Origin of the sequence: Azospirillum sp. B21 (genome assembly GCF_008364825.1) — a bacterium.
In the GTDB taxonomy this organism is placed as follows: Bacteria; Pseudomonadota; Alphaproteobacteria; order Azospirillales; family Azospirillaceae; genus Azospirillum.
Genome location: NZ_VTTO01000004.1, coordinates 402,422 through 428,604, shown reverse-complemented (window position 1 = coordinate 428,604; position 26,183 = coordinate 402,422). Strand labels below are relative to the sequence as shown.

The following is a 26,183-nucleotide window of genomic DNA, read 5'->3' as shown; positions in this document are numbered from 1 at the left end:
GTGAGGGAGAAGTGCGCCCCCCTTTACGCCTCCAGCAGCTTGGCGCGCAACGGTTCCGGAATGGGAGTCGGGCGATGGGCAGCCTTGTCGACGATCACCGCCACGGCTTCCTGGGTGGCGATGCAGCGGTCGCCCAGGAAGATGGCGCAGCCCAGCGTGATCGAGCTGGTTCCCAGCCGAAGCGTCCGCGCCCCGACGCGGACCGTGTTGGGATAGAGCAGTTCCGCCTTGTATTCGATCAGGCTGCGGGCCAGCACGACCGTCCAGGGAACCTCGTCGGTGAAGCCGCCGACCTGATGGATCAGGGCGACTCGCGCCTGCTCGAAATAAACCCCGATGGCGTTGTTGTTGACATGCCCCACCGCATCGAGGTCGTTGAAGCGCACGCGCTCCTCCCACCAGAAGCGGTAGAGGTCGGGGCTGGTCAGGTCGGGCGTGCCGGTCATGCTGTTCCCTTGCCGTATAGGTCAATCCACTTCCGGACTGTGGCGTATGGTCGGGGGGCGGCGCAAGCCCGGCCTCCCGTTTGATGCCGCTATTTGCGGCGGACCCCGCGAATTCCCGCGCCAATCGCCGATTGGGCGTGTTATTGGAGTCGGACCAACCCTCCGCAACGGACCGGACGATGAGCAAGGACACCACCAACCAGACGGCCGAGGCGCTGTTCGAAAAGGCGCTGTCGATCGCCGAAAAGCATCTGGATGAGGCGATCAAGGAAGGTGGCCCGCTCGGCCCCTACATCGCCGTCGCCATGATCGAGGCCGCGGTGAACGCCGCCGTGGACGAGACCAGCCACGAAGACGTGATCGACATGCTGCGCGACCTCGCCGCCCAGATCGAGGCGGACGCCGACGAGGCGGAAGAGGACTGAGCCTCAGGCCGACTCCAAGGCTACTGCGGACCCTGCCAGCCGGCGCGCCTCGCGCCGGCGCAGGATCTCGTAGGCGACGGCGCCCAGGATGGTCAGCGCGATCAGCACCAGCGACAGCGCGTTGACCGCCGGGGTCAGGCCGGTGCGCACCTTGGTCGCGATGTAGACGGTCAGTGTGGTGTCCAGCCCGCGCACGAACAGCGTGGTGTTGTAGTTCTCGAAGCTCTGCAGGAAGGCCAGCAGGGACGCCGACAGGATCGCCGGCATCAGGTACGGCAGCGTGATGCGCCGGAACACCTGCCCATGCGTGGCGCCGAGGTCGAGCGCAGCCTCCTCCAGCACCAGATCGAACCGCTCCAGCCTTGCCGAGAACAGCAGCATGGCATAGGCGGCGATGAAGCTGGACTGCGCGACGACGGTCAGGAACAGCCCGCCGCTGACCCCGAACCACTCCCGCCAGAACACCAGTGTGGAGATGCCGACGATCACCCCCGGCGTCAGCAGCGGCGACACCATCAACGCATAGAGGAAGGTCTTGGCCCGGCTGTGCAGCCGGTCGAGCAGCAGCGCCGCCGCCAGCCCCAGCGGTACGGCCAACGCGATCACCCCCGCCCCCACCATCAGGCTGGTGCCCAGCGCCGCCCACATGCGCTGGTCGTCCCACAGCGCCTGGAACCAGCTCAGCGTGAAGCCCATCCACGGCGTCACGGTGGGAAAGCGGCTGCTGTTGAAGGTCGCCGCCGCCATGATGCCCAGCGGCAGGAACAGATAGCCGAAGAACAGCACCAGATAGGCGCCGGTCAGCAGGCGGCGGAGTCGGGCGGCGGTCATGGTTGCGGGCTCACTTCGCGATATCCGCCAGCCCGACGCGGAACAGCCGCATCGCGCCCAGGATGAAGCCGATGCACAGCACCAGCAGGATGAAGGCGTAGGCCGCCCCCTGGTTCCAGTTCCCGCCCTCGAAGAACCAGTTGTAGATGATCTCGGTGAACCAGCGGCTGTTCGGCCCGCCCAGCAGGGCCGGCACGGCGTAGCTGCCGGCCGCCAGCATGAAGGTCATGATGCAGCCGACGGCGATGCCGGGCTTGGCATGGGGAAGCACGATGCGGCGATGGATGCGCAGCCAGCCGGCGCCCAGGTCCCGCGCCGCCTCGATCTGGTTGCGGTCCAGCGATTCGATGGCGTTGTAGAGCGGGAAGACCATGAACAGGATGTAGACATAGACCATGCCGACGATCACCCCGCCGTCGCCGCCCAGGAAGCGCCGCGGCTCGTCGATGATGCCGAGATTCAGCAGGATCGCGTTCAGCGGCCCGTTGAAGGCCAGGATGATGTACCAGGAGAAGGTGCGCAGCAGCTCGTTGATCCAGAAGGGAACGACCAGCATCAGGATCAGCAGCGGCAGCCGCCGCTTCGGCGCCACCTGCGCCAGATAGAAGGCGACCGGATAGCAGACGGCCAGCGTGGTCGCCGTGACCAGGGCGCTGGCCCAGATCGTCTTCAGGAAGATCGACAGATGGATGCTGTTGGTCCACAGCGTCAGATAGTTTTTGACCGTGAACACGTCCTCCGGCCCGCCGAGCTTGGACGGCGGCAGCGACGGCCGGAAGGAGAAGCCGATCATCATCAGCTGCGGCAGCACCACCAGCAGCGCCAGCCACAGCGCCACCGCCAGCAGGATCGCCCCGGTCAGGACCGGGCCGTACCGGCGAAGAACCTCCGTCATTCGGGCGCTGCTCCAGCCTATTGGACCGGTCCGACGCCTAACATGGGGATTCCCGCCGGCGCAAGCGCGGCTATATGACGATGACGTTCAGACGAGGGGCAGCTTGACCGATTTGGTCGATCAGCCGAGATTGTGCTTGGCCACCACCGCGGCGAAGTCGTCGCCGAAATGCTCGCCGACGCGGATGACGGAGACGCCGTGCGGGATCTCCTTCAGCGACGGGTGGTCGAGGTTCAGCGAGGTCAGCAGCGCCATCGGCACATGGTGGGTCACGCTCATGGCGCGCAGGCCGCGGATCAGGTCGAGGCCGGACAGGCCGTCCATCACCATCGACGCGATGACCATGTCCGGGGGAACGCGGACGGCGAGGCTGATCGACTCGATCGGGTCGGTCACCGTCATGGTGCGGAAGCCGCAGGCCGCCAGTTCCGTCCCCAGCTTCTTGGCGACGACCTTGGACGGGGTGACCAGCATGATCTCGACGTTGCGGACTTCGACGTCGGTGACCTGGAACTCGTAGCGCACCGGCAGCGCGCGGATGATCCGGTTGGTCTCGGCCAGCAGCGGCTGTTCGGCGCGGTCGACCAGTTCGGAGATGCGGTCGATGAAGATCTGGGCGTCGATCAGCTGCTTCTCGTCCAGCCGCTTCAGGCCGCTGAGGTAATCCTCCAGACGGTGGGCGACGAGGCTGACGGTGGGATAGCCGAAGCTGGTGCCCATGCCCTTGAAGTTGTGGGCCTCCAGCCGTAGGACGCCGATGGTCTCGGCATCGCTGCGCTGGCCCTTCACGCGGTCCGCCAGCGTCGTGTTCATCAGCTCCAGCCGATCGCGCGCGTCGTCCACGAACTCCATGCGCAAGCGGTCTTCGAGGTCGTCGGTCGACAGGTACGAGGCCATGGAGCGGATTCCGGCGCGAGGAAAGAGGTACCCCGAACGTACACCAAAACCGTGCGCCGAAACAGACGCGGCGCGTCCCTATGTGCAAGGGCGCGCCGCGCGTAACGAAATCACCGGGTCGTGTAAGATGTCAGAGCCGCGCCAGCAGCCCCTGGAACCAGGTCAGGCGGTCTTCGGCCTGGGCGATATCAAGATCGAGCCAGGAGGCGAAGTGGGTGTCGCTGCCGACGTCGCTGCCGACATCCGCCCGCTTCAGGTCACCCAGCCGGGCCAGTTCGGTCTCGCAGAGTGCCACGAGATTGTCGATCTGGTCGCGCTGCGACTCGACGTCCAGCAGGTGCAGGAAGCGCAGCTTCAGCGCGATGACCAGCTTGTTCAGCCCATCGGCCGACGGCGCGCGCACATTGGCGCGCATCAGCGTCTCGAACTCCGCCCGGCCTGTCTCGGTCGGCCCCAGCAGGGCGTTGTCTTCCATGCCGCTGCCATCCAGCGCCTCGATCAGCCCCTCGTAGCGCAGCATCTCCAGCGAGGTGCCCATCAGATCCAGCGACGGACCCATGATGCGGTCGAGGAAATGACGCACGGAACCGGCCAGATCGGCGTAGCGCAGCGGCCCGCCCTGGATCAGCGTGCCCAGGACGACGAGGCGCACGGCCTCCTTCGGCATCAGCGAGTTGTCACGGTACATGGCGAACCCCCTGGGCGATGCCCCGGAAAGACAAAAGGACGGCACGGTCACGACCGGCGCGCAGCGAAGAAACTGCGAACCGGTCGCAACCATATCCCCAAATTAGGGATGGCCGACCCATATGTCCAGAGGACAAAACGTCCTTACCGCCAAAGGGGTCTTTGACAGGGGGCTTTCAACTCAGGCGGCGAGCCGCAGATCCAGCCGGCTCCACACGTCCAGCAGCGCGTCCACCAGCATGCCCATCTGCGCATCGGTGTGCAGCGGGGTCGGGGTGAAGCGCAGCCGCTCCGTCCCGCGCGGGACGGTGGGATAATTGATCGGCTGGACGTAGATGCCATGCCGCTCCAGCAGTTCGTCCGAGGCACGCTTGCAGCGGTGCGCATCGCCGACCATCAGCGGAACGATGTGGCTGACCGACGGCATCACCGGCAGGCCGGCATCGGCGAACATCCGCTTCAGGGTGGCCGCACGCTCCTGATGCTTCGTCCGCTCGATGTCGCTGTTCTTCAGGTGACGGATGGAGGCCAGCGCCCCCGCCGCCAGGACCGGCGACAGCGAGGTGGAGAAGATGAAGCCGGCGGCGAAGCTGCGGACGCAGTCGATCAGCGCGGCGGAGCCGGTGATGTAGCCGCCCTGCACGCCGAAGGCCTTGCCCAGCGTGCCTTCGACGATGGTCAGCCGGTCCATGGCACCGTCGCGCTCGGCCACGCCGGCGCCGCGGGCGCCATACATGCCGACGGCGTGCACCTCGTCCAGATAGGTCATGGCACCGTGCTTGTCGGCGACGTCGCACAGGTCGTGGATGGGGGCGATGTCGCCGTCCATCGAATAGACGCTTTCGAACGCCACCACCTTCGGCCGGCCGGGAGCGATGCCGGACAGCAGTTCGTCCAGGTGCTTGGGGTCGTTGTGGCGGAAGATGTGCTTCTCGGCGCCCGAGTTGCGGATGCCGGTGATCATCGAGTTGTGGTTCAGCGCGTCCGACAGGATCACGCAATTGGGCAGGATCTTGCCCAGCGTGGTCAGCGTCGCATCGTTCGACACATAGCCCGAGGTGAAGAGCAGCGCCGCTTCCTTGTGGTGCAAGTCGGCCAACTCGCGTTCCAGCAGCACATGGTAGATGTTGGTGCCGGAGATGTTGCGGGTGCCGCCGGCGCCGGCGCCGACCTGGTCCAGCGCGTCGTGCATCGCCTTCAGCACGTTCGGGTGCTGGCCCATGCCGAGATAGTCGTTGGAGCACCAGACCGTGACCGGACGCTCGCGCCCGTTGGAATCGCGGAAGGTCGCCGTCGGGAAGTTGCCCGCATGGCGTTCCAGGTTGGCGAACACCCGATAGCGGCCGTCCTGCTTCAGGGTCGCAATCTGGTTGCGGAAGAAAGTTTCGTAATCCATCGCGCGTTTCCGTTCGCGTTCGTCCACACGGTCGGCTGCACCGCTCAGAACATAAGGGCTAGGCCATTCGTCCGGCGCATCGAGAGAATGGCATGATCCTTACCGATACGCCACCCGGCATTGATCGAAATCAAGCCGCCGTCGCATGGGACCTTCGCACAAGTGGGATGGTCCCATGCCCTGTGGATGGCGCATGGCCGCTTCCCGCCATCAGGCCGGCAATCCGCCATGACTTGGGACGGACAACGCAAATATGGACTGTACTTCCACAATGACCATGTGCTCAGTCCGGGAATACGTGAGCATGCCTGCGTTGACGCGCCGGTCACTGGAAAGCGTCGCAGGATCGTCCATACCGGCGGGAAGCCATGGCCCCCGCCGCACCACTGCGCGAGACGCGAGAAACCGGCGCGAGAAGCCCCCATCGCGCGCATCCGCCGGACCTGCCCCAGGGCGGCCGGCCCGGCGGATGCGGACGGGGGTTATCTTACTTGGTACCGAACATGCGGTCACCGGCATCGCCGAGTCCGGGGACGATGTAGGCGTTCTCGTCCAGATGGCTGTCGAGAGCGGCGGTAAAGACCTTCACGTCCGGGTGCGACTCGTGGAAGCGGCGCACGCCTTCGGGTGCCGCGACCAGTGCCATGAAGCGGATGTTGTGGTCGTCCACGCCATGGCGGTTCAGCACGTCGCAGGCGTGGGCGGCGGAGTTGCCGGTCGCCAGCATCGGATCGACGACGATGAACAGCCGCCCTTCGGCCGGCGGCAGTTTCACCAGATATTCGTGCGGCTGCTTGGTCTCATGGTCGCGGTAGAGGCCGATATGCCCCTCGCGCGCCGATGGCACCAGTTCCAGCAGGCCGGCCGACATGCCGAGCCCGGCACGCAGCACCGGCACGACGGCCAGCTTCTTGCCCAGGATCACCGGCGCGTCCATTGGCTGCAGCGGCGTCTCGATTCGCTCGTTGGTCAGCGGGATGTCGCGCGTCAGTTCATAGCCCATCAGCAGCGAGATCTCGCGCAGCAGGGTGCGGAACCCGCCGGTCGACCGTTCCTTGTTCCGCATATGGGTCAGCTTGTGCTGGATCAGCGGATGGTCGAGGATGAACAGGTTGGGGAATTCGGGCTGAGTGCGCATGGAATCCGGATCGCGGCTGACGGTAAGGTTATCGCGATCCTAGCGCGTCAGAGGGTCCGGGGCCAAGGGCGCTGACCGGACAGGTTCTGCTTGTCCCTACCCCCGCCCCGCCTTCACCGGAACGGGTTTCGGTTCCGGACGGTCGATGCCGTAGCGGATCACGCGGTTGCGGCCGGAATTCTTCGCCTGATAGAGCGCGCGGTCGGCGCAGACCACCAGATCGTCCACGGTCAGGTCGGACACCGCCTCCACCAGCCCAAAGGACGCGGTGACGGGGATCAGCCGGCCGTCGGGCAGCATCACCGGCGAGCGCATCAGATCGACGCGCAGCCGCTCGATCACCGCATAGCCCTCGTCCAGCCCGGTTTCCTTCAAACAGACCAGGAACTCCTCGCCGCCCATGCGGAAGGCCTCGTCGAAGCTGCGGACGCCGCGGCTGATGACGGCAGCCGTCGCCGCCAGCACCCGGTCGCCGATGTCATGGCCGTAGCTGTCGTTGATGCCCTTGAATTTGTCGATGTCGCACAGCGCGACGCAGAAAGGCTGTCCGGTGCGGCGGTAGCGGTTGTGCTCGCGCTCCAGCGCCTCGCCCATGCCGCGCCGCGTGCGCAGGCCGGTCAGCGGGTCCAGGCCGGACGCTGCGGCGGCGAAGGCGCGCTCCATCCGGCGCAGATGCAGCATGAACTCCTCGAAGCGGCCGATCACCCCTTCATACTCGGCCTCGGTCGGCGGCTCGCCGCCGGACGCCTTCAGCAGGATCAGCCGGGCTTGGCGATGCATCTGCTCGTGCAGGTTGGCCAGCTTCTGCACCGCCGGCTGCTGCAGCAGGTCGTCATGGCTGGCCGCCTGACACCAGGCCTGGAAGGAGGCCGGGGCCGACGACCGTTCCCCGCCGCGGCCCTCACGGTAGAAAACGGCGCGCTGCCACTGGCCGATCCAGCGCAGATGCTCGTCGAGCACGGCGCCGAGCGCCTCGGTTGTGGACGGAGTGGTCGAATCGCTCATGGGCGCATCCTACCCGACGGCGCAGGGTCCCGCCATGCGATCAAGATAAGCCGAAGCATTCGTCTAAAACAGGTCGCTTTCGGGCAAAATCGCCCTTAAAGCCCGGCGACCGTCGACAGGAAGGCGCGGACCAGCGCCGGATCCTTGCGGCCGGGACGATCCTCCACGCCCGAGGACACGTCGACCTCGGTGGCGCCGGTGACGCGCACCGCCTCCGCCACGTTCTCCGCCGTCAGGCCGCCCGACAGCATCCAGGGGCGCGGCCAGCTGCGGCCGGCCAGGATCGTCCAGTCGAAGGCGATGCCGTTGCCGCCGGGCAGCGCCGACACCTTGGCCGGCGGCTTGGCGTCGAACAGCAGCCGGTCGGCCACTTCCGCCGCCTCCAGCGCCGCGGTCAGGTCTTCCGGCCCGCCGACCCGGATCGCCTTCATCACCGGCAGGGCATAGCGGGCCTTGATCTCGGCAATGCGGCGCGGCGTCTCGGCGCCATGCAGCTGGATCAGGTCGAGCGGCACCTGCCCGGTGACATGCTCCAGGAACTCGTCGTCGGGATCGACGAACAGCCCGACCGAGCGCACGCCGGTCGGCAGCAGCCGGGCCAGTTCCGCCGCCATCGCCGGCGCGATGGCGCGCGGGCTGCGCGGATAGAAGACGAAGCCGACATAGCGCGCCCCGCCGGCGACGGCGGCGCGCAGGCTCTCGGGCTCGGTCAGGCCACAGATCTTGGCGGCGACGGTCATGCGGTCCCCCCAAAATTGTCATAGATTTCGGCAACGATGCGGCGGGCGGCCGCGGCCGGGTCGGGATCGGCGGTGATCGGGCGGCCGATGACCAGATGGTCGGCGCCAGCGGCCAGCGCCTCCGCCGGCGTCATGATGCGCTTCTGGTCGTTGGTGGCGGCCCAGGCCGGGCGGATGCCGGGCACCATCAGGATGAAATCGGGTCCGCAGGCCGCGCGGACCAGCGCCACCTCGGCCGGGGAGCAGACGACGCCGTCGACCCCGGACGCCTTGGCGAGCTTCGCCAGCCGCACCACTTGGTCTGCCACCGGCACCGACTGCCCGACAGCGCCGAGGTCGCCCTCGTCCAGGCTGGTCAGGACGGTAACGGCCAGGATCTTGGGACGATCCGCACCGGCAGTCGCCGCCGTCTCCGCTGCCGCGCGCATCATCGCCGGCCCGCCGGCGCTGTGGATGGTCATGAAGGCCGGCTTCAGCGGCAGCGCCGCGCGCACGCCGCCCGCCACCGTGTTGGGGATGTCATGCAGCTTCAGGTCGAGGAACAGCGGCGGCCCGTCCTCCCCCACCACGGCGCGGACGCCGGCCGGCCCCTGGGCGATGAAGAACTCCAGCCCCAGCTTGATGCCGCCGACGGCCCCGGCCACCTGCCCGGCGATGCGGCGGGCGGCGTCGATTTCGGTGGTGTCGACGGAGCAATAGATGCGCGAGGCTGGCGCGGTCATGGGCAGGCGGTCTCCAGAAACCCGAATGCGGATGGTCCGGCACCCTAGCAAGGGATGGGGCCATGCGCCAGTTTCAACCCTTCTGCTCCCCCATCCGCTGCTCTGCCGTCCACCGCTCCAGCGCCGCGAACAGGGCGGCGGCGGTGGCGCAGGCGACCGCAAGTGCCGCCGGATCGGCAAGCTCCTGCTCCAGCCTCACCATCAGGGCTTTCCAGGCGCCCGCCATGTCCAACCCATCCGACGCCAGGAAACGGGCTCCGCGCCGGGCGTCATACCCCAGCGCGCGGGTGATCCCCGGCAGCATCGCCCGCCCGCCATGGGCCGAACCGTCCAGCACGTAGCGCGCCGCCAGCCGGGCCGGCGCACTGTCCAGCGGCGGCAGCCCGACCATCTCCGGCAGCGTATCCGGATCGGTGCCGAGCACCCGCAGATCCTCGCGCAGCAGCGCCATCCGCGCCGCGCCCGCCGGCTCTCCCATTTCCCGCTCCACCGGCGCGTTGAAGCCGTAGAGCACGGCCAGTGCGCGGGCATACTGGTCGGCCGTGATGTCCGGCCGGACCAGCGGCTGCAGCACTGCCGCCTTGTCCAGCCGGTCGTGGCTTTCGCGCGTCGCGGCGCGCAGCGCCTGCCTTGCCGGTCCCATGTTTCCTCGTTTCCCAGTTCCGGTCAGGTCGGCGCCAGCACGCCGGGCAGCGGCGTCGGACCCTGGCTGGATTCCTGCTGCCGCGCCCACAGGGCGGCATAGGCGCCGCGGGCGGCCAGCAGGTCGGCGTGGCGGCCGCGTTCGATCACCCGGCCGGCCTCCAGCACCAGGATCTCGTCGGCGTCGATCACGGTGGACAGCCGGTGGGCGATCACCAGCGTTGTGCGGCCGCGGCTGACTTCGCGCAGGTTGGCCTGGATTTCCCGCTCCGTGTGGGTGTCCAGTGCGCTCGTCGCCTCGTCGAACAGCAGGATCGCCGGGTCCTTCAGGATGGTGCGGGCGATGGCGACGCGCTGCTTCTCGCCGCCGGACAGCTTCAGCCCGCGCTCGCCCACCGTGGTCTGGTAGCCGTCGGGCAGGGCCATGATGAAGTCGTGGATGTGGGCCAGCCTTGCCGCCCGCTCCACCTCCGCCGGGCTGGCGCCGGGGCGGCCATAGGCGATGTTGTAGAAGACGGTGTCGTTGAACAGCACGGTGTCCTGCGGGACGATGCCGATGGACGCCCGCAGCGAGGCCTGGGTGACGTCGCGGATGTCCTGCCCGTCGATCATCACCCGGCCGCCGTTGACGTCATAGAAGCGGAACAGCAGCCGGCTGATGGTGGACTTGCCGGCGCCCGACGGGCCGACGATGGCGACCGTCTTGCCGGCCGGCACGGTGAAGCTGACATCCTTCAGGATCGCCCGGCGCGGATCGTAGCCGAACTCCACCCCCTCGAAGCGCAGTTCCGCCCCGTCGACCTCCAACGGCTTCGCGTCGGGACCGTCGGCCACCTCGCGGTCGACCGCCAGCAGGGTCACCATAGCTTCAATGTCGATCAGCGACTGCTTGATCTCGCGATAGACGACCCCGAAGAAATTCAGGGGCTGGTAGAGCTGCAGCAGATAGGTGTTCACCAGCACGAAATCGCCCAGTGACATGCTGCCGTCGACGATGCCCTTGGCGGCCATGCCCATCACCACCGCCAGACCCAGCGAGATGATCGCCGACTGGCCGACATTCAGAAGCGACAGGCTCTGCTGGCTGCGCACCGCCGCCGCCTCGTAGCTCTGCAGGGCGCCGTCGTAGCGGCGGGCCTCATGCTCCTCGTTGCCGAAATACTTGACCGTCTCGTAGTTCAGCAGGCTGTCGATGGCCTTGGTGTTGGCCTTGTTATCGGTATCGTTCATCATACGGCGGAACTTGATGCGCCATTCCGACACGAAGAACGTGTAGAGGATGTAACTCATCACCGTGACGAAGGTGGCCAGCGCGAACCAGATGCTGAACAGCTTCCACAGGATGGCGCAGACCAGCGCGATCTCCACCAGCGTCGGCACGATGGAGAACAGGGTGTAGCGCAGCAGCGATTCGATCGCCCGGGTTCCGCGCTCCAGCGAGCGGGTCAGGCCGCCGGTCTGGCGTTCCAGATGGAAGCGCAATGACAGCGCATGCAGGTGCCGGAACACCGACAGCGCCACCTTGCGGATGGTACGTTGCGCCACCGTTGCGAAGACGGCGTCGCGCAGTTCGGCGAAGACCAGCGAGGTGACGCGGGCAAGGCCGTATGCGACGATCAGTCCCAGGGGGATGGCGACGACCGCGTTCACCCCAGGCCCCGCCCCGCCGGCCGGCGTCAGGGCGTCCACCGCATGCTTGTAGAAGATCGGCACATAGACATTGGCGACCTTCGCTCCCACCAGCAGGAGCATCGCCAGCACCACCCGCACCCGCGTTTCCATCGACTCTTGCGGCCAGATGTAGGGGGCCAGCGAGCGGATCGCCGCACGCAGATCGCCGGAAGGACGGGAAAAGGCGCTGGAATCGGAGCTGGCCGGGGGGCTTGGCGGAAGACTGCGGCGCATCGGTCTGTTCGGGTCTCGGGGACTGTTCGGGAAATCGTGGCGGGGATGGCGCCGTTCCGAAGAGCCGTCGCAAAGGATTGGGGTCAGGCGACCTAACCTAGGGACCCGTGCAGCGTCGTCAAAGGGGCATGTCACCTCTTTGGCACGTTTTTGGCGCGGCCCTGGTCAGCAGGTGGTGCATTTCCTGTCGCCATGGCAACGGACTGGAAACCATCTTCCTCTACCCTGCCGGGCGTATCGCGTTCGATCCGCACCGCAGACCAAGGCATTTGACCATGCAGAACGCCAGTTTCGCCGGCCGATTCAAGGTGGGTACCCGCATCCAGGTGGGTTTCCTTCTGATCCTCGCCCTTCTCACCCTGGTGGCCGCACTGGGCGTCCGGTCGCTGTCGACGGTGGAGGACGGCTTCACCCGTTATGCGTCGATCTCCGACAATTCGATCAGGATCTCGGACATCGACAGCCTGGTCGCGAACATGCGGCGCAACGTGGTCAACTACTCCTTCTCCGGGAACAACGCCCTGGTCCCGCCGATCCAGGCGCAGCAGAGGGCCCTGTCCGAAATGCTGCGAACCTCGCGGGACGCCACGCTGGATGAAGGGCGCCGCGCCCTCATCGCCCGCATGTCGCAGAAGGTCGACAGCTACAGCGCCAACTTCGCCCAGCTGGTGAAGCTGCGCGAGCAGCGCGACCGTCTGGTGTCGGACGAGCTGGTGCCGCTGGGCGTCAAGGCGCGCGAGGGGCTGAGCCAGGTGATGGCCGGCGGGATCGCCGCCGGCGACTTCGAGTCCTCCGCCTATGCCGGCCAGGCACAGGAATCGCTGATCCTCGCCCGCCTCAGCGCCCAGCGCTTCCTGACCGAGCCGACCGCGAAGGCCGACGAGGAGGTGCGCACCCGTGTAGAGGCGTTCATCAAGACCGCGACCGCACTGTCCGCCCGTCTGACAGACCCGGCACAGAAGCGCGCCGCGGAGGATGCGGTGCAGACCGCAAGCCGTTACCTGGACAGCTTCAAGCGCGTCGTCACCGCCGTCGGCGACGCCCAGACGCTGGCCTTCGTCACCATGGTGAAGGAGGCGGAGGAGTTCGGCGAACTGGTGGAGAAGACCGTCGCCTCGCAGACCGATGCGCGCAAGGCGGTGCTGACCGGCGCGCAGACCGACATGGAGCGCACCTCCACCCTGCTGATCGGCATGGCGGTCGGCGCGTTCGCCATCGGCATCCTGATCGCCCTGGTCACCGCCCGCTCCATCGTCCGCCCGGTGGTGCAGATGACCGGCACGATGACGGAGCTGGCCGCCGGCAACCTCGCCGTCGACGTTCCCGCACTGGAGAACCGCGACGAGATCGGCCGCATGGCCAAGGCGGTCCTGGTGTTCAAGGAGAACGCCGTCGAGAAGAAGCGGATGGACGAGGCCGAGCGTGAACGGCTGGAGGCCGAGCGGCGCGCCGCGGAGGCCCAGCGCGCCCGCGAGCAGGCCATCGGCGAGGAGATCGCCACCCTGATCGACGCCGTGTCGAAGGGCGACCTGGAACGCCGCATCGATCTGGCCGGCAAGGACGGCTTCTACAAGACCATGTCGGAGGGCATCAACCGCCTGACCGACACGGTGGAGGCGGTCATCGCCGACCTGGGCGAGGTGCTGAGCGCGCTGGCCCAGGGCGACCTGAACCGCCGCGTCACCCGCGACTACCAGGGCGCCTTCGAGCGGGTGAAGACCGACGTCAACGCCACCTCCACCCGGCTGGCCGAGATCGTCGGGCAGATCACCCAGGCGGCCGAGACCATCGCCGCCGCCGCCGCAGAGGTGTCGCTCGGCTCCTCCGACCTCGCCGACCGGACCGAGCAGCAGGCCTCCTCGCTGGAGGAGACCGCGGCCAGCATGGAAGAGCTGGGGGCGACCGTGCGCTCCAACGCCGACAATGCCCAGCGCGCCAACGTGATGGCGACCCAGGCCCGCGGCTCCGCCGAGTCGGGCGGCGGCGTCGCCGGCTCCGCCATTGAGGCCATGCGCCGGATTGAGGAATCCAGCCGCAAGATCACCGACATCATCGGCGTGATCGACGAGATCGCCTTCCAGACCAATCTGCTGGCGCTGAACGCGGCGGTCGAGGCTGCGCGCGCCGGCGATGCCGGCCGCGGCTTCGCCGTGGTGGCGCAGGAGGTGCGGCAGCTCGCCCAGCGTTCCGCCCAGGCATCGAAGGAGATCAAGGGCCTGATCCTGGACAGCGACGCCCAGGTGAAGGACGGCGTCGATCTGGTCAGCAAGGCCGGCGACGCGCTGCAGGGCATCGTGTCGGGCGTGCAGCAGGTGGCGACCCTGATCGCCGAGATGGCCTCGGCCTCGGCCGAGCAGGCGACGGCGCTGGACGAGATCAACTCGACCGTCGCCAACATGGACGAGATGACGCAGAAGAACGCCGCCCTGGTGGAGGAGACCACCGCCGCCGCCCAGGCGATGAGCGGTCAGGCCAGCGACCTGAAGGCGCTGGTCGGCTTCTTCAAGTTCGATCAGGCCGTTGGTTCCGGCTATGTCGCGGCACCCCACGCCATGACCGGCGCCTACTCCGCCCCGGCCACCCGCCGCACCCCGGCCCAGACCTCCACCCAGGCCTCGGCCCGCGGTACGGCCGCCAAACCGGCGGCGAAGCCTGCCGCCCGCGGCGCCGGCACCGCCCACGGCAATGTTTCGGCCAAGCCCGCCGCCCGCACCGACGCCCCGGCGCGTGGCACGGCGACGGCGGTCCCGGTGCTGAAGCACAGCGTCAGCGACGACGACGACTGGAAGGAATTCTGAGCGGAGAGGATCAGCCGGCCTTTGCGCTAAAAGCCTGAATTAACGAATCGGTGGGGATTGCGTGCTGCAATTCCCGCCGATTTCTTTTTTGCGCTTTCGTCCCTGGAGGACTCCATGTCCCGCCGCCCCCTCAGGCACCGCCTTCTCCCCCTCGCCGCCCTGCTGCTGCTGGGCGGTCCGCTGGCCGGCTGCGGTGCCGTCACCGGCGTGGCCAGCGGCGCCGCCAGCCTCGCCGGCACCGCCGTGGACATCGCCGGCACGGTGGCCGAAACCTCGGTCGACGTGGTGACCTACCCGCTGCGGTGAGGCGGGGTGGAGAGGTCGGCGACCGACCTCCCCTTCAGCCTCCGGTTCCTCAGTCGATCAAATCCTCGACCTCGCGAACGCGGCCGTTGTCGATCATGAACTGGACCAGTTCGGGGCGCTGCTTGCCCAGCGTGAAATGGCGCTGGCGCACGGCAGCGACCAGTTCGCCCCGGCGGCCGAGGATGTCGTCGGCGAATTCGGTCATGCGCAGGTTGGGCCAGGTCTGGGCGCGGATAGCGACCACGGCGGCGACCGCGTCGGCGGCCGGGCGGTCGGGCTGGGCCTGGGCCAGGATCATGGTCAGGGCGGCGGTGGAACGCGACACGCCGGCATGGCAGTGGACCAGCAGATGGCGACAGTCCACCGGTTCGGCCAGCAGGTCGCGGCCGAAGGCCAGGATGCGTTCGACGTCCGCGCGTTCCGGCGCGATCTGGCCGCGGGTCGGCTCGATGATGTCGTGGAAGCGCAGCTCCAGCCGCTCATGCTCGCCGTAATCGCCGAAGTCGCTCGGCTCGGTCATCTCGGGATCGAGGATGGACAGCACATGGCTGACCTTGCCGCCGCCGAAATTGCAAAGCTCGCTGAGACCGCAGACGGTCAGACCGAAGGGAACGAAATCGCTGGCCATCATTCTCTCGTTCGATTGCGGATAAGGGGGAAGGCGCGGGGCTGGGGGCCGCATTTGGCACCCCGCGCCGCGCCCCCGTCAACCCGGCAACCGTTCGTATACGGGCCACTTCGCCCGGATAAGCCCGATCAGAACACGTTGAACAGGTACAGCAGGATGATGATCGGGATCGGAATGCCGACCAGCCATAGCAGGATGCCTTTCATGGCGCGTCTCCTTCCTTCGGTCTGATGGATGTCGCGGCCGGCGGTACCGGCCCTCTCATCCATCATCAACAGCCCAGGTGCCGGTTCGTTGCAGCGGCGCGACCGATCGAAGGAGATGCGCCGAAGGAGATCAGTCCTCCCCGCCTCCATCGCTGCCGGCACTGCCATCACCAGCATCCGCATCGCCGCCGGCATGGTCGCGCGGGGGCTGCGCAGCAGGGCGCGGACGGGGCTGGCGCAGCTTCTTCAGCAGCAGGGAGAAGGGCTTCAGCGCGGTGTCGAGGATCGCCTGATCGCCCTCCAGCCGCGACAGCAGGAAGGCGCCGGCCTCCAGGGTGGAGACGCTGTCGCGCCGCGGCTCCTTGCGCGCCTGCCCATAGAGCGAGCGGAACTGCGGGTTCAGCACGATGCGGCGGCACTTCAGCAGCCAGGCATTGCGCCACCACAGGGTCTTGGCCTGGCTCCAGGTGCCGTCCAGGACGATGACGCCCTCCAGATCCTCCAGGATCTCGGCACTGTCGCGCAGCGGCTGGCCGTTCTTGTCGACCACCGCGACCTCGGCCCGCGGGGCGCCGCCCTCCTTCACCGGGCCGAGATACAGCACGCCCCAGCGCTTGGGATCGACCTCGCGCCCCAGGATGCGCTTCAGCCCCGGCCAGCTCAGCCCGACCTTCACCATCGAATTGGCGAACTGCAGATGGGCGATCTGGGCGGTGCCGAGATTCTCGCGCTTCTCCTGCGGGTGCTGCAGGATCAGCAGGAACACGCCGTTGTCGATCGGCTGCACTGCCTCGCAAATGCACAGGTGATTAGGCTTTAGGCAGTTGGGGCAGGACTCGGGTACGGGGGCGCTGTGCATGGGAGGTACGCATTCCTTGAAGAGGATTGGCCGCGAATATGGGTTGGAATGGCGCGGAAGGGAACACATCTCACTCGCAGAGCGGCGGATGCCGACCGAACGGTGACCGCCGCCACGGCATGTACGACAGATCCCCCCACCAACACCCCCGTGTCATACCGGTTCATCTGGGTTCAAAGTGGCTTCGTATAAACCGTTTGTAGAGACTTATTCGTGTGTCATGGACCTCGTGTGACGCGCTTAACAGCTGGCCTGGAACTTGCGTAGTTAGTATCCAGGCAAACAGGACGACGGGTGGGCCAGGACCGGCCTTTGTCAGGCCGATCCGCGGTGCCATCCGGCGCTCAGAAGGAGACCTGCCATGCTGCCCGCCCACCTTGCCGACCGCCTGCTGAAGCAGCGCCGCGATGCCGAAAGCGCGGAATTCGCCCGCCAGCTGCCGCTCTACGCGCCGCTGGACGCTGACGATCCCCGCTGGATGACCGAGCCGGACGACTCGGAGCAGGCCGCCCGCCGCGAGCCCGACTGGGCGACCGACTACTGAGCGGCACCTCCTGACGGCACTCACCGGCCGGCGGCAGCCGGGCGGTGATCCGACAGGCCGCTTTGCCGGCTCGACTGTCGGGTGTCGGACATCTGCCACCGGTTTCCGGCCCTGGGTTCTCCGGCATCGCGCCAGCCCTCCTCCTCGCGGATGAGGGTCCAGCGGCCCGGACGGCCGCCACGGCAGCGTTCCAGCGCGACGGACCAGCGCGGCGCTCCCAATCCCGGCAGGCCTCCGGCCGGGCGCGGAGCCCTATCCTCCTCCTCATCCCGGCTGGGTGCCGCATCCAGCCGCCAGCGCGTCACCGCGGCGCTGAGCCCTTCCGGCCTTCCGCCCCTGCGGCCCGGCATGCCTGCGCCAAGATCCAGCAGGAAGCCGGTTACCCCCGACGACTCGGCGGCCAGCTGCAGCCGCCGGCTGGCGGTGAGGTCCAGCCCCTCCAATTCGCCCAGCACCGCCGACAGGGCGGAACAGCGCAGCGCCTCCTCCATCGCCCACAGCGCGTCGACCGCCCGCACCGCTCGCACCGCCACCAGCCGGTCCGGTGTCAGCCCATAGGCCGCCAACCCCGGCGCATGGAGGTCGCGTCCCCGCAGGATCCATAATGCCGGAGCCTTCGGCGTCGCCAGCCGGCCCAGCAGAGTGGCGGCGAAGCCGGTGCCCGCACCCGGATCCTCCGCCGTCACCGCATGCAGGCAGCCCAGCGGCAGGCCGCCGTCGGGCAGATGCGCGTCGATGGCCTCCACCCCGAACGGCAGGATCCGCCCGCCGTCACCGCCCACCCCCTCGATCCGCCGGATGCGCGCGCGCAGGTCGGCCAGCACGCCGGCACGGTCGCGCGGCGCAGACTCCGCAGGCACGGAAGGGGACGGCAGGGTGGACATGACTCGGCTCCGCTCGACAGGCATATGTTCCTGATATGTTCTATCACGGAGCCTTGTCGAGGGGGAGTCTGCGACTCCTGTCTTGTGATGGGATAGGATCCTGGGACCGGATGTGCCGGGTTTCAGATCGCCCGGTTCAGTTGGCGATGGGGGTGGCGCCGATCTTGCCGCGCGGTGCCGCCTTGATGGTCGGGCCGGCATTGTCGACGGGCTTTTCCAGGGTGGTTGAGGTGCCGCGGCTGCCGCGCGGCGTGTTGCCCTTCAGGCTGAGCAGGTGCAGCCGGACATAGGCGGTGGAGCCGCCGGCCTTCACCGCGACCCAATCGCTGTTGCGCACCCGGCCCAGCGTGCTGACCGCCTGCCCGGCGCCCAGCGTGGCGACGACGCCCGACCCGGCGGCGGGCTTTGCATAGACCGGTGTCGGTCTGTCCACCTGCCATTCCCCATACATGGGCTCCAGCCCCGCCCCGGTATCGGGCGCGGTGCGCACGGTCGGCGGGTTGGGGATGCGCTGGTACGGCATGCAGCCGGGAACCGTCAGCGTGACCAGGGCCACCATCAGCGGAAGGGTACGCACGCGCCGGATCATCGCTCACCTTGAACGGGGCAGAGTGAAGGCAGGAAGGCCATCGGCCTTCGGCGCGACCATACAGGAGGCGGGGCTTCCTTCGCTACCGCAGCGCAACCGGGATCGCTATGCGCTTTTTGGGGCGGCCGGAGCCGGAGCGCAGGAGTTCACCCCCGGCCCGCGTATCTCGACAATCGGCACCTCCACGACACCGGCCGGAGGGGCATGTCGCGGAGTGGACTTCGACGCCGGGTATCGACGAGGTTGCCGCGCAAACGTGTGGGTTCGGCTGCGCGGCACGGGAAAAGGCGGTCGGCGGGTGGCGCCGGCCGCCTTTTCTTTCTGAAGCGCGCTTGTCAGACCGCCCGGCCCTCAAACCGCCCGGCCCTCAAACCGCCCGGCTGTGCCGCCCGGCGCCCTTGGACAGGTGGGTGTCGAAGCGGGCGGCGACGATGCGCATCAGGGGGCGGGCGCTTTCCGGCACATGGACGCGCCGTCCCTCAACCACCGCGACGCCGTCGGCGACCAGATCGGCCATGCCCTCCAGTTCGACGTCGAAGGCGGACTCGTCCAGGCCGTGGCTGCTGGCGATGGCCGCGGTGTCGACCGACAGGTCGCACATCAGCCGCATGATCAGGTCGCGCCGCACCTTGTCGTCCGTGGTCAGCGCGATGCCCTTGCCGGTGGGCAGGCGGCCTTCCTCGATGGCGGCGGCGTAGTGGTCGAACGGCACGGCGTTCTGCACATAGCCCTGCGGCAGCGCGCCGATGGAGGAGGAGCCGAAGCCCAGCAGGACCTCGGCATCGTCGGTGGTGTAGCCCTGGAAGTTGCGGCCCAGCCGCCCTTCCTCCTGCTGCACCGCCAGTTCGTCGCCGGGACGGGCGAAATGGTCGAGACCGATGGCGCTGTAGCCGGCGGCGGCCAGCGTGTCGCCAATGGCGGCGAACTGCTCCCACCGGCCGAGCGAGCCGGCCAGCACGGATTCGTCGATCTTCTTCTGGTGGGTCTTCATCCACGGCACATGGGCGTAGCCGAAGACCGACAGCCGGTCGGGCGCCATTTCCAGCGCGATCTCGGCGGAGCGGGTGACGCTTTCCACCGACTGGTGCGGCAGGCCGTACATCAGGTCGAGGTTGACGCTGGCGATGCCGGCCTCCTTCAGCCAGGCCAGCGCCTGTTCGGTCACGGCGCGCGGCTGGACGCGGTTGATCGCCTGCTGCACCGTCTCGTCGAAATCCTGCACGCCCAGCGAGGCGCGGTTGACCCCGGCGCGGCCCAGCGCCGCCGCCATCTCCGCCGTCAGGGTGCGGGGGTCGATCTCCACCGCCAGCTCGGCATCGGCGGCGACGTCGAAGTGGGTGCGCAGCAGCGCGATCATCGCCTCGAAATCGCCGGGCGCCATCATGGTCGGGGTGCCGCCGCCGAAATGGATGTGGCGCACCGCCAGCCGGCCGGGAATGCGGTCGGCCACCATGGCGATCTCGCGCCGCATATGGCCGAGATACTCGGCGATCGGCTCATAGCGCGCGACGATCTTGGTGTGGCAGCCGCAGTACCAGCACATCTTCTGACAGAAGGGCACATGCAGGTAGAGCGACCCGGAGCGCACGGGGTCGATCGCCTCCAGCCAGCCGCCATAGACCTCGCCGTTCACCTCGGGCGTGAAGTGCGGCGCGGTCGGGTAGCTGGTGTAGCGCGGCACCCGCAGCCCGTCATACTTGGCGAGCAGCGCGGCATCGACACCGTGGGAACGGGACGGGGCGGCGGGGGCCGGCTTTACGGCCAAGGCAGTGATGGCGTTCATGAGCGACAGAGTGCCGCAGCCACCCCACCCCCGCCTTGATCCACGTCAAGACCTCAGGGGCCGCCCTTCAGCGCTTCGCCGCCGCCGCGGCCAGGCGCTGCTCCAGATGCTCGTGCAGCAGGTTCAGGTTGGCCCGGTTGGCCTTGAAGGCGATGTCGAACACGGTCCCCACCACCGGGACCGACCCGACCGCCCAATCCAGCGCGACGTTGAAGGCCATGCGGGCCAGCAGCGCCTTGGGCAGGTCGAAGCGGGCCGCTTCCATGATGATGTAGGCCGAGACCACGGCGGTCGCGGTATCCCCCGCCACCGGCACGATGCTGGCGATTCCGTCCAGCCCGATGGGGATGCGGGTGAAGGGAATGCGCCAGCGGCTGTCCATCAGACGGGACAGGCGGCGAAGCCGCTCCAGCCGCTGGAAATCGATGGGGACGCTGCTGCCGGAACCGCCCGGCGGGAGGTCTTCGGCAAGGTTGCGCCGGCGTGTGCGGATGGCGTCGATCATCGCAAGTCCCCCGATCAGTCGGTCCCGCGCCTGACGCGCGAATCCCCGCAAGGGAAGAACCCCTCACCGCCCCCGCGGGTTCCGCACGCGACGCGCAAAGTTCGCACTCCCAGCAGATACCATGGCCGGATATCCTTGCCGACAATCTTCAACCGCTGCGGCCTTCAACCGCTGCGGCTTCAGATGTCGGTGGCCGCCGGGACGGCCATGCCGCCCCCGACAGACACGACGCGGCGAATTGACGCGCAAGATCATCTAAGCCGCTGCCTCTGCTCGGATTTTCCGAAGCGAATACTTTCCGCTCCCACGGTTTATGCCCTTTGAACGCTGGCAGCGCCCGCAACCTCTGGACACAATACAGCCAACGCATCAGCAAGGCCGCGGGGACGTTCAATCCCGCGGCGCGGGGGCAAGGCCGGCAAACGGCCGCCCGTTTCGGAGGAAACGACCATGACCACTCTCTATTGCGCCTGCTGCGGCAGGCCGTTCGTCCGCACGTCCGCGCGTGGTCCGGCGCCGCGCTACTGCTCTCAGGATTGCCGCCTGCAGATGGCGGTGCGTCGCCGCGCCTGGACACCCCGGATGGAGGCCGGCAGGCCCGACAACGGACGGATGGACAACGGACGGATGGAGACCAACCGGACGGAGGCTGCGGCCTGGGGGCACCGGGCCTTCGGATCCTGATCGGCCCCCGCATCATTCCACTTGCGTCAGCCGCCCGGCATCCCATCTCCGCCGGACAGGCTATAACCGAATTCCAGCGGCTAAATCGCTCCCGCCCCTCTTGCAGCGGGCGGGAGGCGACCTCATCTGCGCGCGGTCACGCTGGCGCCTTGCGGTGCCGGCGCACAGTCCCCTGACAGCGCCCACCGACCGCCGGAGCCCCGCTTCTTCATGCTCGACCTGCTTGCAGACCCGAATGTCTGGGCCAGCCTTCTGACGTTGACCGCGTTGGAGATCGTGCTGGGTATCGACAACATTATCTTCATCTCGATCATGGCGTCGAAGCTGCCGCCCGAACAGCAGCAACGCGCCCGCCAAGTCGGTCTGGCGCTGGCGCTGCTGACGCGCCTGGCCCTGCTCGCCTCCATTGCCTGGGTGGCGCAGCTGACCCAGCCGCTGTTCACCGTCGCCGGCTGGGACGTGTCGGGCCGCGACCTGATCCTGGTGCTGGGCGGCCTGTTCCTGCTGGCCAAGGGCACGCTGGAGATCCACCACACCGTCGAAGGCCATGAGGAGGGGGGCACCGCGCCGAAGCACGCCACCTTCACCTCGGTGGTCGTCCAGATCATGTTCCTGGACATCGTCTTCTCGCTCGACAGCGTCATCACCGCCGTCGGCATGTCCGACCATCTGCCGGTGATGGTCGCGGCCGTGGTCATCGCCATGGCGGTGATGCTGTTCGCCTCCGGCCCGGTCGGCGACTTCGTCAACCGTCACGTCACGGTTAAGATGCTGGCGCTGTCCTTCCTGCTGCTGGTCGGCGTGGCGCTGGTGGCGGACGGCCTGGGCTTCCACATCCCCAAGGGCTACCTGTACTTCGCCATCGCCTTCTCCACCCTGGTGGAGGCGCTGAACCTGCTGGCCAAACGCAAGGCGACTGCCAAGCATTGAGGCCGCATTGAGGACAAAGGGGGCGCGCGCTTGGCGAGGCGCCCCCTTCTTCCATCACGCCTCGGCGCGGTCGGCCATCATGTGCTCGTAGGCGACCTTGAACAGGTCGCGGATCGACACGATGCCGACCGCGCGCTTGCCCTGGGTGATGGGCAGGTGGCGGTAATGCTTGTCATGCATCAGCTTCAGCGCATCGACCGCGTCGGCGTCGGGCGGCAGGCTGTCGGGGTTGCGGGTCATCACCGTCCCAACCTCCACCGCCGACGGGTCGAGGTCTTTCGACAGCACCTTGTTGTTCAGGTCGCGCTCGGTGACGATGCCGATCAGCGCGCCATGGTTCACCACCAGCACCGCGCCGATGTTCTTGTCGGCCATCATCTTCGACACGGTGGCGACGGAGGTATCCTCCGGCACCAGGATCAGTTCCTGCGCCTTCACGACGTCCGGAACCAGCTTGCGTTTCATGGACTCCCCCGGGGTCTGGTTGTTGTGGACCAGACTGTAGCCAAAGCGGACGATGGGGGAGAACAACGGCATTGCTGCGGATGCGGCGCCGATTGTCGCAGGCAAGCCTTACGAATACTTACGAAGCATTGGGCGAAGCATTGGGAGTGGCCAGCGCCGGCCCCGCCGACGACCGCCGCCCGGCGATCACCATGCCGACCGCCAGCAGCAGCGCGCCGAACAGCACGGCGGCGGCGGCCCCCAGCAGCGCGGCGTTGAAGCTGCCGGTGTGCGTCACCACCAGCCCGGCGGGCAGTGGCCCGATGATCTGGCCCAGCCCATAGGCGGCGGTCAGCGCTCCCACCACCTTGGCCGATGCGCCGGCCGACAGCTGCCGCCCCAGCGCGAAGGCCTGCGACACGATGCCGACGAAGGTGCCGCCGAACAGCAGGGCGGAGATGACGGCGACCGTCGGCGAACCGGTCATCGGCAGCAGGATGGTGACGGCCTGCGTCAGGTGCGCCAGGATCAGCGACCACCAGCTGCCGGTCCGCCGGGCCACCGCGGCCCAGAACACCCCGGCGCCGATCGCTCCCAACCCTGCAACCATCCAGGCCGCCTCGCCCACCGCCGCGGTGCCGGGATCGGTCTTCAGGATCGACACCAGGAAGGTGGCGGACACGATGTAGCCGCCGCCCTCCAGGAAATAGGCCAGAGTCAGCAGCAGAAGCGGGGCCGACAGCCCGCCCGCCCGCGCCGCGGCGGCGTTCCCCGCCGTCCCGGCCGCGGCGGCTTGCGGCTGCGGCGCCGGATCGCGCACCCAGAGGCCGGGCAGCAGCCCCAGCACCGCGCAGATCGCCCCCAGCGCCACCCAGTCGCCGGCCCAGCCCAGCCGTCCGCCGAACAGCGCCACGAACAGCCCCGACGAAGCGATGCCGAGCCCCACCCCGGTGTAGAGCCAGCCGGCGAAGCGTTCCCCGCCCTCGCGTGCCAGCGTGTCCAGCACCATGGCGATGCCCAGGATGAAGATGCCCGCGCTCGACACCCCCGACAGGAAGCGCAGGACCAACCAGACCGGCATCGCCTGTCCGGCATCGCCCAGGTCGAGCCCCATCGCCGCGGTGGTGGCGACGCTGAGCAGCAGCGACAGCCGGAACACGGCGGTGCGCGCGGCACCATGCGGCACGAGACCCATCCCCAGCGCGCCGACGAAATATCCCAGATAGTTCAGCGAGGCGAGCAGTCCGGCGCCATCGGCCCCCAACCCGGTGGCCGCCTGCATCGCCGGCAGGATCGGGGTGAAGGCGAAGCGCGCAACCCCCATCGCGATGGCAAGCCCGATCACGCCGCCGACCAGCACCCGAACCATGATCCACGCCCTCTCGGTTTTCGGCCGGCTCGTTGGACTAGGGACTGTTCGGCCAGCCGATTGATTTGATCGTCCATCATGGCTGCGGCACCGCCCTCATTTCCAATGAATTGTTCTGATGATAAGCTCCACTTCCGGTGATGGGTGCCATGCGTTGACATCGGGCACCGGGGCATGGGGCAGCGGGCAGGAGGCGTCGCGATGGATCTCGCCGGTTTGCGGGTGGTGAAGGCGGTGGCCGATACCGGCAGCGTCAGCCGGGCGGCCGAGGCGCTGAACTGCGTGCAGTCCAACGTCACCGCGCGGGTCAAGCGGCTGGAGGAGGATTTGGGCGTCGACCTGTTCCTGCGCCTTAGCCGCGGAATGGAGCCGACGCCGGCCGGGCGCGTGCTGGCCGGCTATGCCGACCGGGTGCTGCGGCTGGTCGCCCAGGCCCGCGACGCGGTGGCGGAGGCCGCCGGGCGCGGCGGGCGGCTGGCGGTGGGCAGCATGGAATCGACCGCCGCGGTACGGCTGCCGCCGATCCTGGCCCGCTTCCACCGCGATCATCCCGACGTGGAGCTGACCATCGCCCCCGGCCCGACCGAGACCCTGCTGGCCGAGGTGCTGGCCGGGCGGCTGGACGGCGCCTTCGTCGGCGGCGCGGTGGAGCATCCCGACCTGACCGCCCGGCGCATCTTCGACGAGGAGTTGGTGCTGGTCGAACCCGCCGCCGGCCTGACCACCGACAGCGCCCGGCGCACCCTGATCGTCTTCGGCCGCGCCTGCGCCTATCGCGGCCGGGCCGAGATGGCGATGCGCGAGGCCGGACGCGTGCCCTTCCGCGTCATGGAATTCGGCGCGCTCGACGCCATCCTCGGCTGCGTCGGCGCCGGCATGGGGGTGACGGTGATGCCGCGGTCGGTGGTGGAGCGCGAACCCTGGCGCGAGTTGCTGGCGGCCCGGCCGCTGCCCGACGCGCTGGCCCGCATGCCCACCCAATTCGTCCGCCGCGCCGACTCCATCGAGACGGGCAGCCTGCGCGCCTTCCTGGCGGCGGTGTCGGACGGTGCCCCCGTAAACGACGCCATTGGTGGTGCGACAGGGTCGCCCACATCACGCGCGGGGTTGAACGGCTTGTCGGCGGCGTGCTAGGCAGGCGCGGGTTGGCCATCCGGCCCGGTGCCACGCGCGTGACCTTTTGGAAACGGCTTCGATCCGCCCCCCAGGGATGTCCTTTGGGGCGATACCGGAACAGCGACGCGCGGCCGACACCGCAGGCCGGAACAGCGGAGAAGAGATCATGCCCTACGTCGTCACCGACGGCTGCATCAAGTGCAAGTACACCGACTGCGTCGAAGTCTGCCCCGTGGATTGCTTCTACGAGGGTGAGAACATGCTGGTCATCCACCCCGACGAGTGCATCGACTGCGGCGTGTGCGAGCCGGAATGCCCGGCCGAGGCGATCGTCCCCGACACCGACGACCGTGCGACCAAGTGGCTGGAGCTGAACCGCGACTATTCGGGCCAGTGGCCGAACATCACCCGCAAGAAGGACGCGCCGGCGGACGCCGACGAGTTCAAGGGCGTGGACGGCAAGTTCGAGAAGTTCTTCTCGCCCAAGGCGGGCGGCTGAGACCAGACCAGCGGATGCGGCCCGGCTCGCCGGGCTTCCCCCCAGGGGAAACCCACGATTCTTCCGAGTCGGGCCACATCAACCGATTGCACCCGCCGATGTTGCCATGCAAAATCGACGGGTCGGCCATGGCCGGGCGATGGACGATTTCCGCCCGGGTGCTTGCGCGTTCCCTTTGTAACTCGGGCGTAACATCGCTATAATGCGCGCCCGGAGCCGGCCTCCGCGCCATTGCCGGTTTTCCCTTCGCTCAAGGACTCGTGGCTTTTGTGATCGTCGTGGATGGGCCCCATCCCCACGGCGCCATAAC

The 26,183-nt window shown here is 68.2% G+C and carries 29 protein-coding genes; 8 read left to right on the top strand and 21 right to left on the bottom strand.

Going from position 1 to position 26,183, the window contains the following annotated elements; genetic code table 11:
- Positions 1–23: 23 nt before the first annotated feature.
- Entirely contained in the window at positions 24–446 is a 423-nt protein-coding gene (locus tag FZ983_RS13180; RefSeq protein WP_149223977.1) for a thioesterase family protein, read from the bottom strand.
- Positions 447–625: 179 nt separating this feature from the next.
- Between FZ983_RS13180 and FZ983_RS13175 the strand changes: the two genes are divergently transcribed.
- A complete protein-coding gene (locus FZ983_RS13175) occupies positions 626–871 on the top strand; it encodes a hypothetical protein (protein ID WP_014248877.1) in 246 nt (81 codons plus the stop codon).
- Positions 872–874: 3 nt separating this feature from the next.
- On the opposite strand, the gene FZ983_RS13170 is transcribed toward FZ983_RS13175, so the two are convergent.
- The 11 genes from FZ983_RS13170 to FZ983_RS13120 form a co-directional block, all read right to left on the bottom strand.
- Positions 875–1,702, bottom strand: coding sequence for an ABC transporter permease (locus tag FZ983_RS13170; RefSeq protein ID WP_149223976.1), 828 nt, complete (start codon positions 1,700–1,702; stop codon positions 875–877).
- Between the two features lie 10 nt (positions 1,703–1,712).
- Complete coding sequence (locus FZ983_RS13165; protein WP_149223975.1) at positions 1,713–2,597, bottom strand: ABC transporter permease; 885 nt, start codon at positions 2,595–2,597, stop codon at positions 1,713–1,715.
- Positions 2,598–2,717: 120 nt separating this feature from the next.
- The gene (locus FZ983_RS13160; RefSeq protein WP_149223974.1) at positions 2,718–3,494 is read right to left on the bottom strand and encodes an Hpt domain-containing protein; all 777 of its coding nucleotides are present in this window, start codon (positions 3,492–3,494) and stop codon (positions 2,718–2,720) included.
- Positions 3,495–3,624: 130 nt separating this feature from the next.
- Positions 3,625–4,182: a hypothetical protein gene (locus FZ983_RS13155; RefSeq protein WP_149223973.1), complete on the bottom strand. Its 558-nt coding sequence runs from the start codon at positions 4,180–4,182 to the stop codon at positions 3,625–3,627.
- Positions 4,183–4,362: 180 nt separating this feature from the next.
- A complete protein-coding gene (gene hemA / locus FZ983_RS13150; RefSeq protein ID WP_149223972.1) occupies positions 4,363–5,577 on the bottom strand; it encodes a 5-aminolevulinate synthase in 1,215 nt (404 codons plus the stop codon).
- 487 nt (positions 5,578–6,064) lie between these two features.
- Positions 6,065–6,715 carry a uracil phosphoribosyltransferase gene (upp, locus tag FZ983_RS13145; protein ID WP_149223971.1) on the bottom strand — a complete coding sequence of 217 codons (651 nt, stop codon included), beginning with the start codon at positions 6,713–6,715 and terminating at the stop codon, positions 6,065–6,067.
- Positions 6,716–6,811: 96 nt separating this feature from the next.
- The gene (locus tag FZ983_RS13140) at positions 6,812–7,720 is read right to left on the bottom strand and encodes a diguanylate cyclase (RefSeq protein ID WP_149223970.1); all 909 of its coding nucleotides are present in this window, start codon (positions 7,718–7,720) and stop codon (positions 6,812–6,814) included.
- Positions 7,721–7,815: 95 nt separating this feature from the next.
- On the bottom strand, positions 7,816–8,460 hold the full coding sequence (locus FZ983_RS13135) for a phosphoribosylanthranilate isomerase (RefSeq protein WP_149223969.1): 645 nt from the start codon (positions 8,458–8,460) through the stop codon (positions 7,816–7,818).
- A complete protein-coding gene (gene pyrF / locus FZ983_RS13130) occupies positions 8,457–9,182 on the bottom strand; it encodes an orotidine-5'-phosphate decarboxylase (RefSeq protein ID WP_149223968.1) in 726 nt (241 codons plus the stop codon). Before pyrF ends, FZ983_RS13135 begins: the two co-directional genes overlap by 4 nt.
- Positions 9,183–9,255: 73 nt before the next feature.
- Positions 9,256–9,825 (bottom strand): biliverdin-producing heme oxygenase, encoded by a 570-nt coding sequence (locus tag FZ983_RS13125; RefSeq protein ID WP_149223967.1) that lies wholly within the window; start codon positions 9,823–9,825, stop codon positions 9,256–9,258.
- Between the two features lie 23 nt (positions 9,826–9,848).
- Complete coding sequence (locus tag FZ983_RS13120) at positions 9,849–11,729, bottom strand: ABC transporter ATP-binding protein/permease (RefSeq protein ID WP_149223966.1); 1,881 nt, start codon at positions 11,727–11,729, stop codon at positions 9,849–9,851.
- 275 nt (positions 11,730–12,004) lie between these two features.
- On the opposite strand from FZ983_RS13120, the gene FZ983_RS13115 reads away from it, so the two are divergent.
- On the top strand, positions 12,005–14,527 hold the full coding sequence (locus tag FZ983_RS13115; RefSeq protein ID WP_149223965.1) for a methyl-accepting chemotaxis protein: 2,523 nt from the start codon (positions 12,005–12,007) through the stop codon (positions 14,525–14,527).
- A 114-nt stretch (positions 14,528–14,641) separates the two neighbouring features.
- A complete protein-coding gene (locus tag FZ983_RS13110) occupies positions 14,642–14,833 on the top strand; it encodes a hypothetical protein (RefSeq protein ID WP_149223964.1) in 192 nt (63 codons plus the stop codon).
- 49 nt (positions 14,834–14,882) lie between these two features.
- On the opposite strand, the gene FZ983_RS13105 is transcribed toward FZ983_RS13110, so the two are convergent.
- The 3 genes from FZ983_RS13105 to FZ983_RS13095 form a co-directional block, all read right to left on the bottom strand.
- Positions 14,883–15,461, bottom strand: a complete 579-nt coding sequence (locus tag FZ983_RS13105) for a protein-tyrosine-phosphatase (protein WP_149223963.1) — start codon at positions 15,459–15,461, stop codon at positions 14,883–14,885.
- Positions 15,462–15,589: 128 nt separating this feature from the next.
- Entirely contained in the window at positions 15,590–15,835 is a 246-nt protein-coding gene (locus FZ983_RS13100) for a hypothetical protein (RefSeq protein WP_149223962.1), read from the bottom strand.
- Positions 15,798–16,454 (bottom strand): tRNA-uridine aminocarboxypropyltransferase, encoded by a 657-nt coding sequence (locus FZ983_RS13095; RefSeq protein WP_247883738.1) that lies wholly within the window; start codon positions 16,452–16,454, stop codon positions 15,798–15,800. The genes FZ983_RS13100 and FZ983_RS13095 overlap by 38 nt, the downstream gene beginning before the upstream one ends.
- A gap of 433 nt (positions 16,455–16,887) precedes the next feature.
- On the opposite strand from FZ983_RS13095, the gene FZ983_RS13090 reads away from it, so the two are divergent.
- On the top strand, positions 16,888–17,070 hold the full coding sequence (locus FZ983_RS13090) for a hypothetical protein (protein WP_014248898.1): 183 nt from the start codon (positions 16,888–16,890) through the stop codon (positions 17,068–17,070).
- Between the two features lie 20 nt (positions 17,071–17,090).
- On the opposite strand, the gene FZ983_RS13085 is transcribed toward FZ983_RS13090, so the two are convergent.
- From FZ983_RS13085 to FZ983_RS13070, 4 genes are all read right to left on the bottom strand, one after another.
- Positions 17,091–17,954, bottom strand: a complete 864-nt coding sequence (locus FZ983_RS13085; protein WP_149223961.1) for a hypothetical protein — start codon at positions 17,952–17,954, stop codon at positions 17,091–17,093.
- A gap of 136 nt (positions 17,955–18,090) precedes the next feature.
- Positions 18,091–18,531, bottom strand: coding sequence for an SH3 domain-containing protein (locus FZ983_RS13080; protein ID WP_247883737.1), 441 nt, complete (start codon positions 18,529–18,531; stop codon positions 18,091–18,093).
- A gap of 379 nt (positions 18,532–18,910) precedes the next feature.
- Positions 18,911–20,326, bottom strand: a complete 1,416-nt coding sequence (gene hemN / locus FZ983_RS13075) for an oxygen-independent coproporphyrinogen III oxidase (RefSeq protein ID WP_149223959.1) — start codon at positions 20,324–20,326, stop codon at positions 18,911–18,913.
- Between the two features lie 67 nt (positions 20,327–20,393).
- On the bottom strand, positions 20,394–20,831 hold the full coding sequence (locus tag FZ983_RS13070) for a DUF4112 domain-containing protein (protein WP_149223958.1): 438 nt from the start codon (positions 20,829–20,831) through the stop codon (positions 20,394–20,396).
- Between the two features lie 450 nt (positions 20,832–21,281).
- Between FZ983_RS13070 and FZ983_RS13065 the strand changes: the two genes are divergently transcribed.
- Complete coding sequence (locus FZ983_RS13065) at positions 21,282–21,515, top strand: hypothetical protein (RefSeq protein ID WP_149223957.1); 234 nt, start codon at positions 21,282–21,284, stop codon at positions 21,513–21,515.
- A 210-nt stretch (positions 21,516–21,725) separates the two neighbouring features.
- On the top strand, positions 21,726–22,445 hold the full coding sequence (locus FZ983_RS13060) for a TerC family protein (protein WP_149223956.1): 720 nt from the start codon (positions 21,726–21,728) through the stop codon (positions 22,443–22,445).
- A 54-nt stretch (positions 22,446–22,499) separates the two neighbouring features.
- Here FZ983_RS13060 and FZ983_RS13055 read toward each other — a convergent pair whose 3' ends face one another.
- Both FZ983_RS13055 and FZ983_RS13050 read right to left on the bottom strand, forming a co-directional pair.
- On the bottom strand, positions 22,500–22,910 hold the full coding sequence (locus FZ983_RS13055) for a CBS domain-containing protein (RefSeq protein ID WP_247883736.1): 411 nt from the start codon (positions 22,908–22,910) through the stop codon (positions 22,500–22,502).
- Between the two features lie 118 nt (positions 22,911–23,028).
- On the bottom strand, positions 23,029–24,258 hold the full coding sequence (locus tag FZ983_RS13050) for a YbfB/YjiJ family MFS transporter (protein WP_149223954.1): 1,230 nt from the start codon (positions 24,256–24,258) through the stop codon (positions 23,029–23,031).
- 201 nt (positions 24,259–24,459) lie between these two features.
- On the opposite strand from FZ983_RS13050, the gene FZ983_RS13045 reads away from it, so the two are divergent.
- The gene (locus FZ983_RS13045) at positions 24,460–25,392 is read left to right on the top strand and encodes a LysR family transcriptional regulator (RefSeq protein ID WP_149223953.1); all 933 of its coding nucleotides are present in this window, start codon (positions 24,460–24,462) and stop codon (positions 25,390–25,392) included.
- Positions 25,393–25,540: 148 nt separating this feature from the next.
- Positions 25,541–25,873 (top strand): ferredoxin FdxA, encoded by a 333-nt coding sequence (fdxA, locus tag FZ983_RS13040; RefSeq protein WP_042693590.1) that lies wholly within the window; start codon positions 25,541–25,543, stop codon positions 25,871–25,873.
- Positions 25,874–26,183 lie beyond the last annotated feature (310 nt).

Excerpts from the sequence above, each read along its gene's own strand:
- FZ983_RS13180 (WP_149223977.1), bottom strand. The coding sequence starts at position 446 with ATGACCGGCACGCCCGACCTGACCAGCCCCGACCTCTACCGCTTCTGG.
- FZ983_RS13175 (WP_014248877.1), top strand. The coding sequence starts at position 626 with ATGAGCAAGGACACCACCAACCAGACGGCCGAGGCGCTGTTCGAAAAG.
- FZ983_RS13170 (WP_149223976.1), bottom strand. The coding sequence starts at position 1,702 with ATGACCGCCGCCCGACTCCGCCGCCTGCTGACCGGCGCCTATCTGGTG.
- FZ983_RS13165 (WP_149223975.1), bottom strand. The coding sequence starts at position 2,597 with ATGACGGAGGTTCTTCGCCGGTACGGCCCGGTCCTGACCGGGGCGATC.
- FZ983_RS13160 (WP_149223974.1), bottom strand. The coding sequence starts at position 3,494 with ATGGCCTCGTACCTGTCGACCGACGACCTCGAAGACCGCTTGCGCATG.
- FZ983_RS13155 (WP_149223973.1), bottom strand. The coding sequence starts at position 4,182 with ATGTACCGTGACAACTCGCTGATGCCGAAGGAGGCCGTGCGCCTCGTC.
- hemA (WP_149223972.1), bottom strand. The coding sequence starts at position 5,577 with ATGGATTACGAAACTTTCTTCCGCAACCAGATTGCGACCCTGAAGCAG.
- upp (WP_149223971.1), bottom strand. The coding sequence starts at position 6,715 with ATGCGCACTCAGCCCGAATTCCCCAACCTGTTCATCCTCGACCATCCG.
- FZ983_RS13140 (WP_149223970.1), bottom strand. The coding sequence starts at position 7,720 with ATGAGCGATTCGACCACTCCGTCCACAACCGAGGCGCTCGGCGCCGTG.
- FZ983_RS13135 (WP_149223969.1), bottom strand. The coding sequence starts at position 8,460 with ATGACCGTCGCCGCCAAGATCTGTGGCCTGACCGAGCCCGAGAGCCTG.
- pyrF (WP_149223968.1), bottom strand. The coding sequence starts at position 9,182 with ATGACCGCGCCAGCCTCGCGCATCTATTGCTCCGTCGACACCACCGAA.
- FZ983_RS13125 (WP_149223967.1), bottom strand. The coding sequence starts at position 9,825 with ATGGGACCGGCAAGGCAGGCGCTGCGCGCCGCGACGCGCGAAAGCCAC.
- FZ983_RS13120 (WP_149223966.1), bottom strand. The coding sequence starts at position 11,729 with ATGCGCCGCAGTCTTCCGCCAAGCCCCCCGGCCAGCTCCGATTCCAGC.
- FZ983_RS13115 (WP_149223965.1), top strand. The coding sequence starts at position 12,005 with ATGCAGAACGCCAGTTTCGCCGGCCGATTCAAGGTGGGTACCCGCATC.
- FZ983_RS13110 (WP_149223964.1), top strand. The coding sequence starts at position 14,642 with ATGTCCCGCCGCCCCCTCAGGCACCGCCTTCTCCCCCTCGCCGCCCTG.
- FZ983_RS13105 (WP_149223963.1), bottom strand. The coding sequence starts at position 15,461 with ATGGCCAGCGATTTCGTTCCCTTCGGTCTGACCGTCTGCGGTCTCAGC.
- FZ983_RS13100 (WP_149223962.1), bottom strand. The coding sequence starts at position 15,835 with ATGGCAGTGCCGGCAGCGATGGAGGCGGGGAGGACTGATCTCCTTCGG.
- FZ983_RS13090 (WP_014248898.1), top strand. The coding sequence starts at position 16,888 with ATGCTGCCCGCCCACCTTGCCGACCGCCTGCTGAAGCAGCGCCGCGAT.
- FZ983_RS13085 (WP_149223961.1), bottom strand. The coding sequence starts at position 17,954 with ATGTCCACCCTGCCGTCCCCTTCCGTGCCTGCGGAGTCTGCGCCGCGC.
- hemN (WP_149223959.1), bottom strand. The coding sequence starts at position 20,326 with ATGAACGCCATCACTGCCTTGGCCGTAAAGCCGGCCCCCGCCGCCCCG.
- FZ983_RS13070 (WP_149223958.1), bottom strand. The coding sequence starts at position 20,831 with ATGATCGACGCCATCCGCACACGCCGGCGCAACCTTGCCGAAGACCTC.
- FZ983_RS13065 (WP_149223957.1), top strand. The coding sequence starts at position 21,282 with ATGACCACTCTCTATTGCGCCTGCTGCGGCAGGCCGTTCGTCCGCACG.
- FZ983_RS13060 (WP_149223956.1), top strand. The coding sequence starts at position 21,726 with ATGCTCGACCTGCTTGCAGACCCGAATGTCTGGGCCAGCCTTCTGACG.
- FZ983_RS13055 (WP_247883736.1), bottom strand. The coding sequence starts at position 22,910 with ATGAAACGCAAGCTGGTTCCGGACGTCGTGAAGGCGCAGGAACTGATC.
- FZ983_RS13050 (WP_149223954.1), bottom strand. The coding sequence starts at position 24,258 with ATGGTTCGGGTGCTGGTCGGCGGCGTGATCGGGCTTGCCATCGCGATG.
- FZ983_RS13045 (WP_149223953.1), top strand. The coding sequence starts at position 24,460 with ATGGATCTCGCCGGTTTGCGGGTGGTGAAGGCGGTGGCCGATACCGGC.
- fdxA (WP_042693590.1), top strand. The coding sequence starts at position 25,541 with ATGCCCTACGTCGTCACCGACGGCTGCATCAAGTGCAAGTACACCGAC.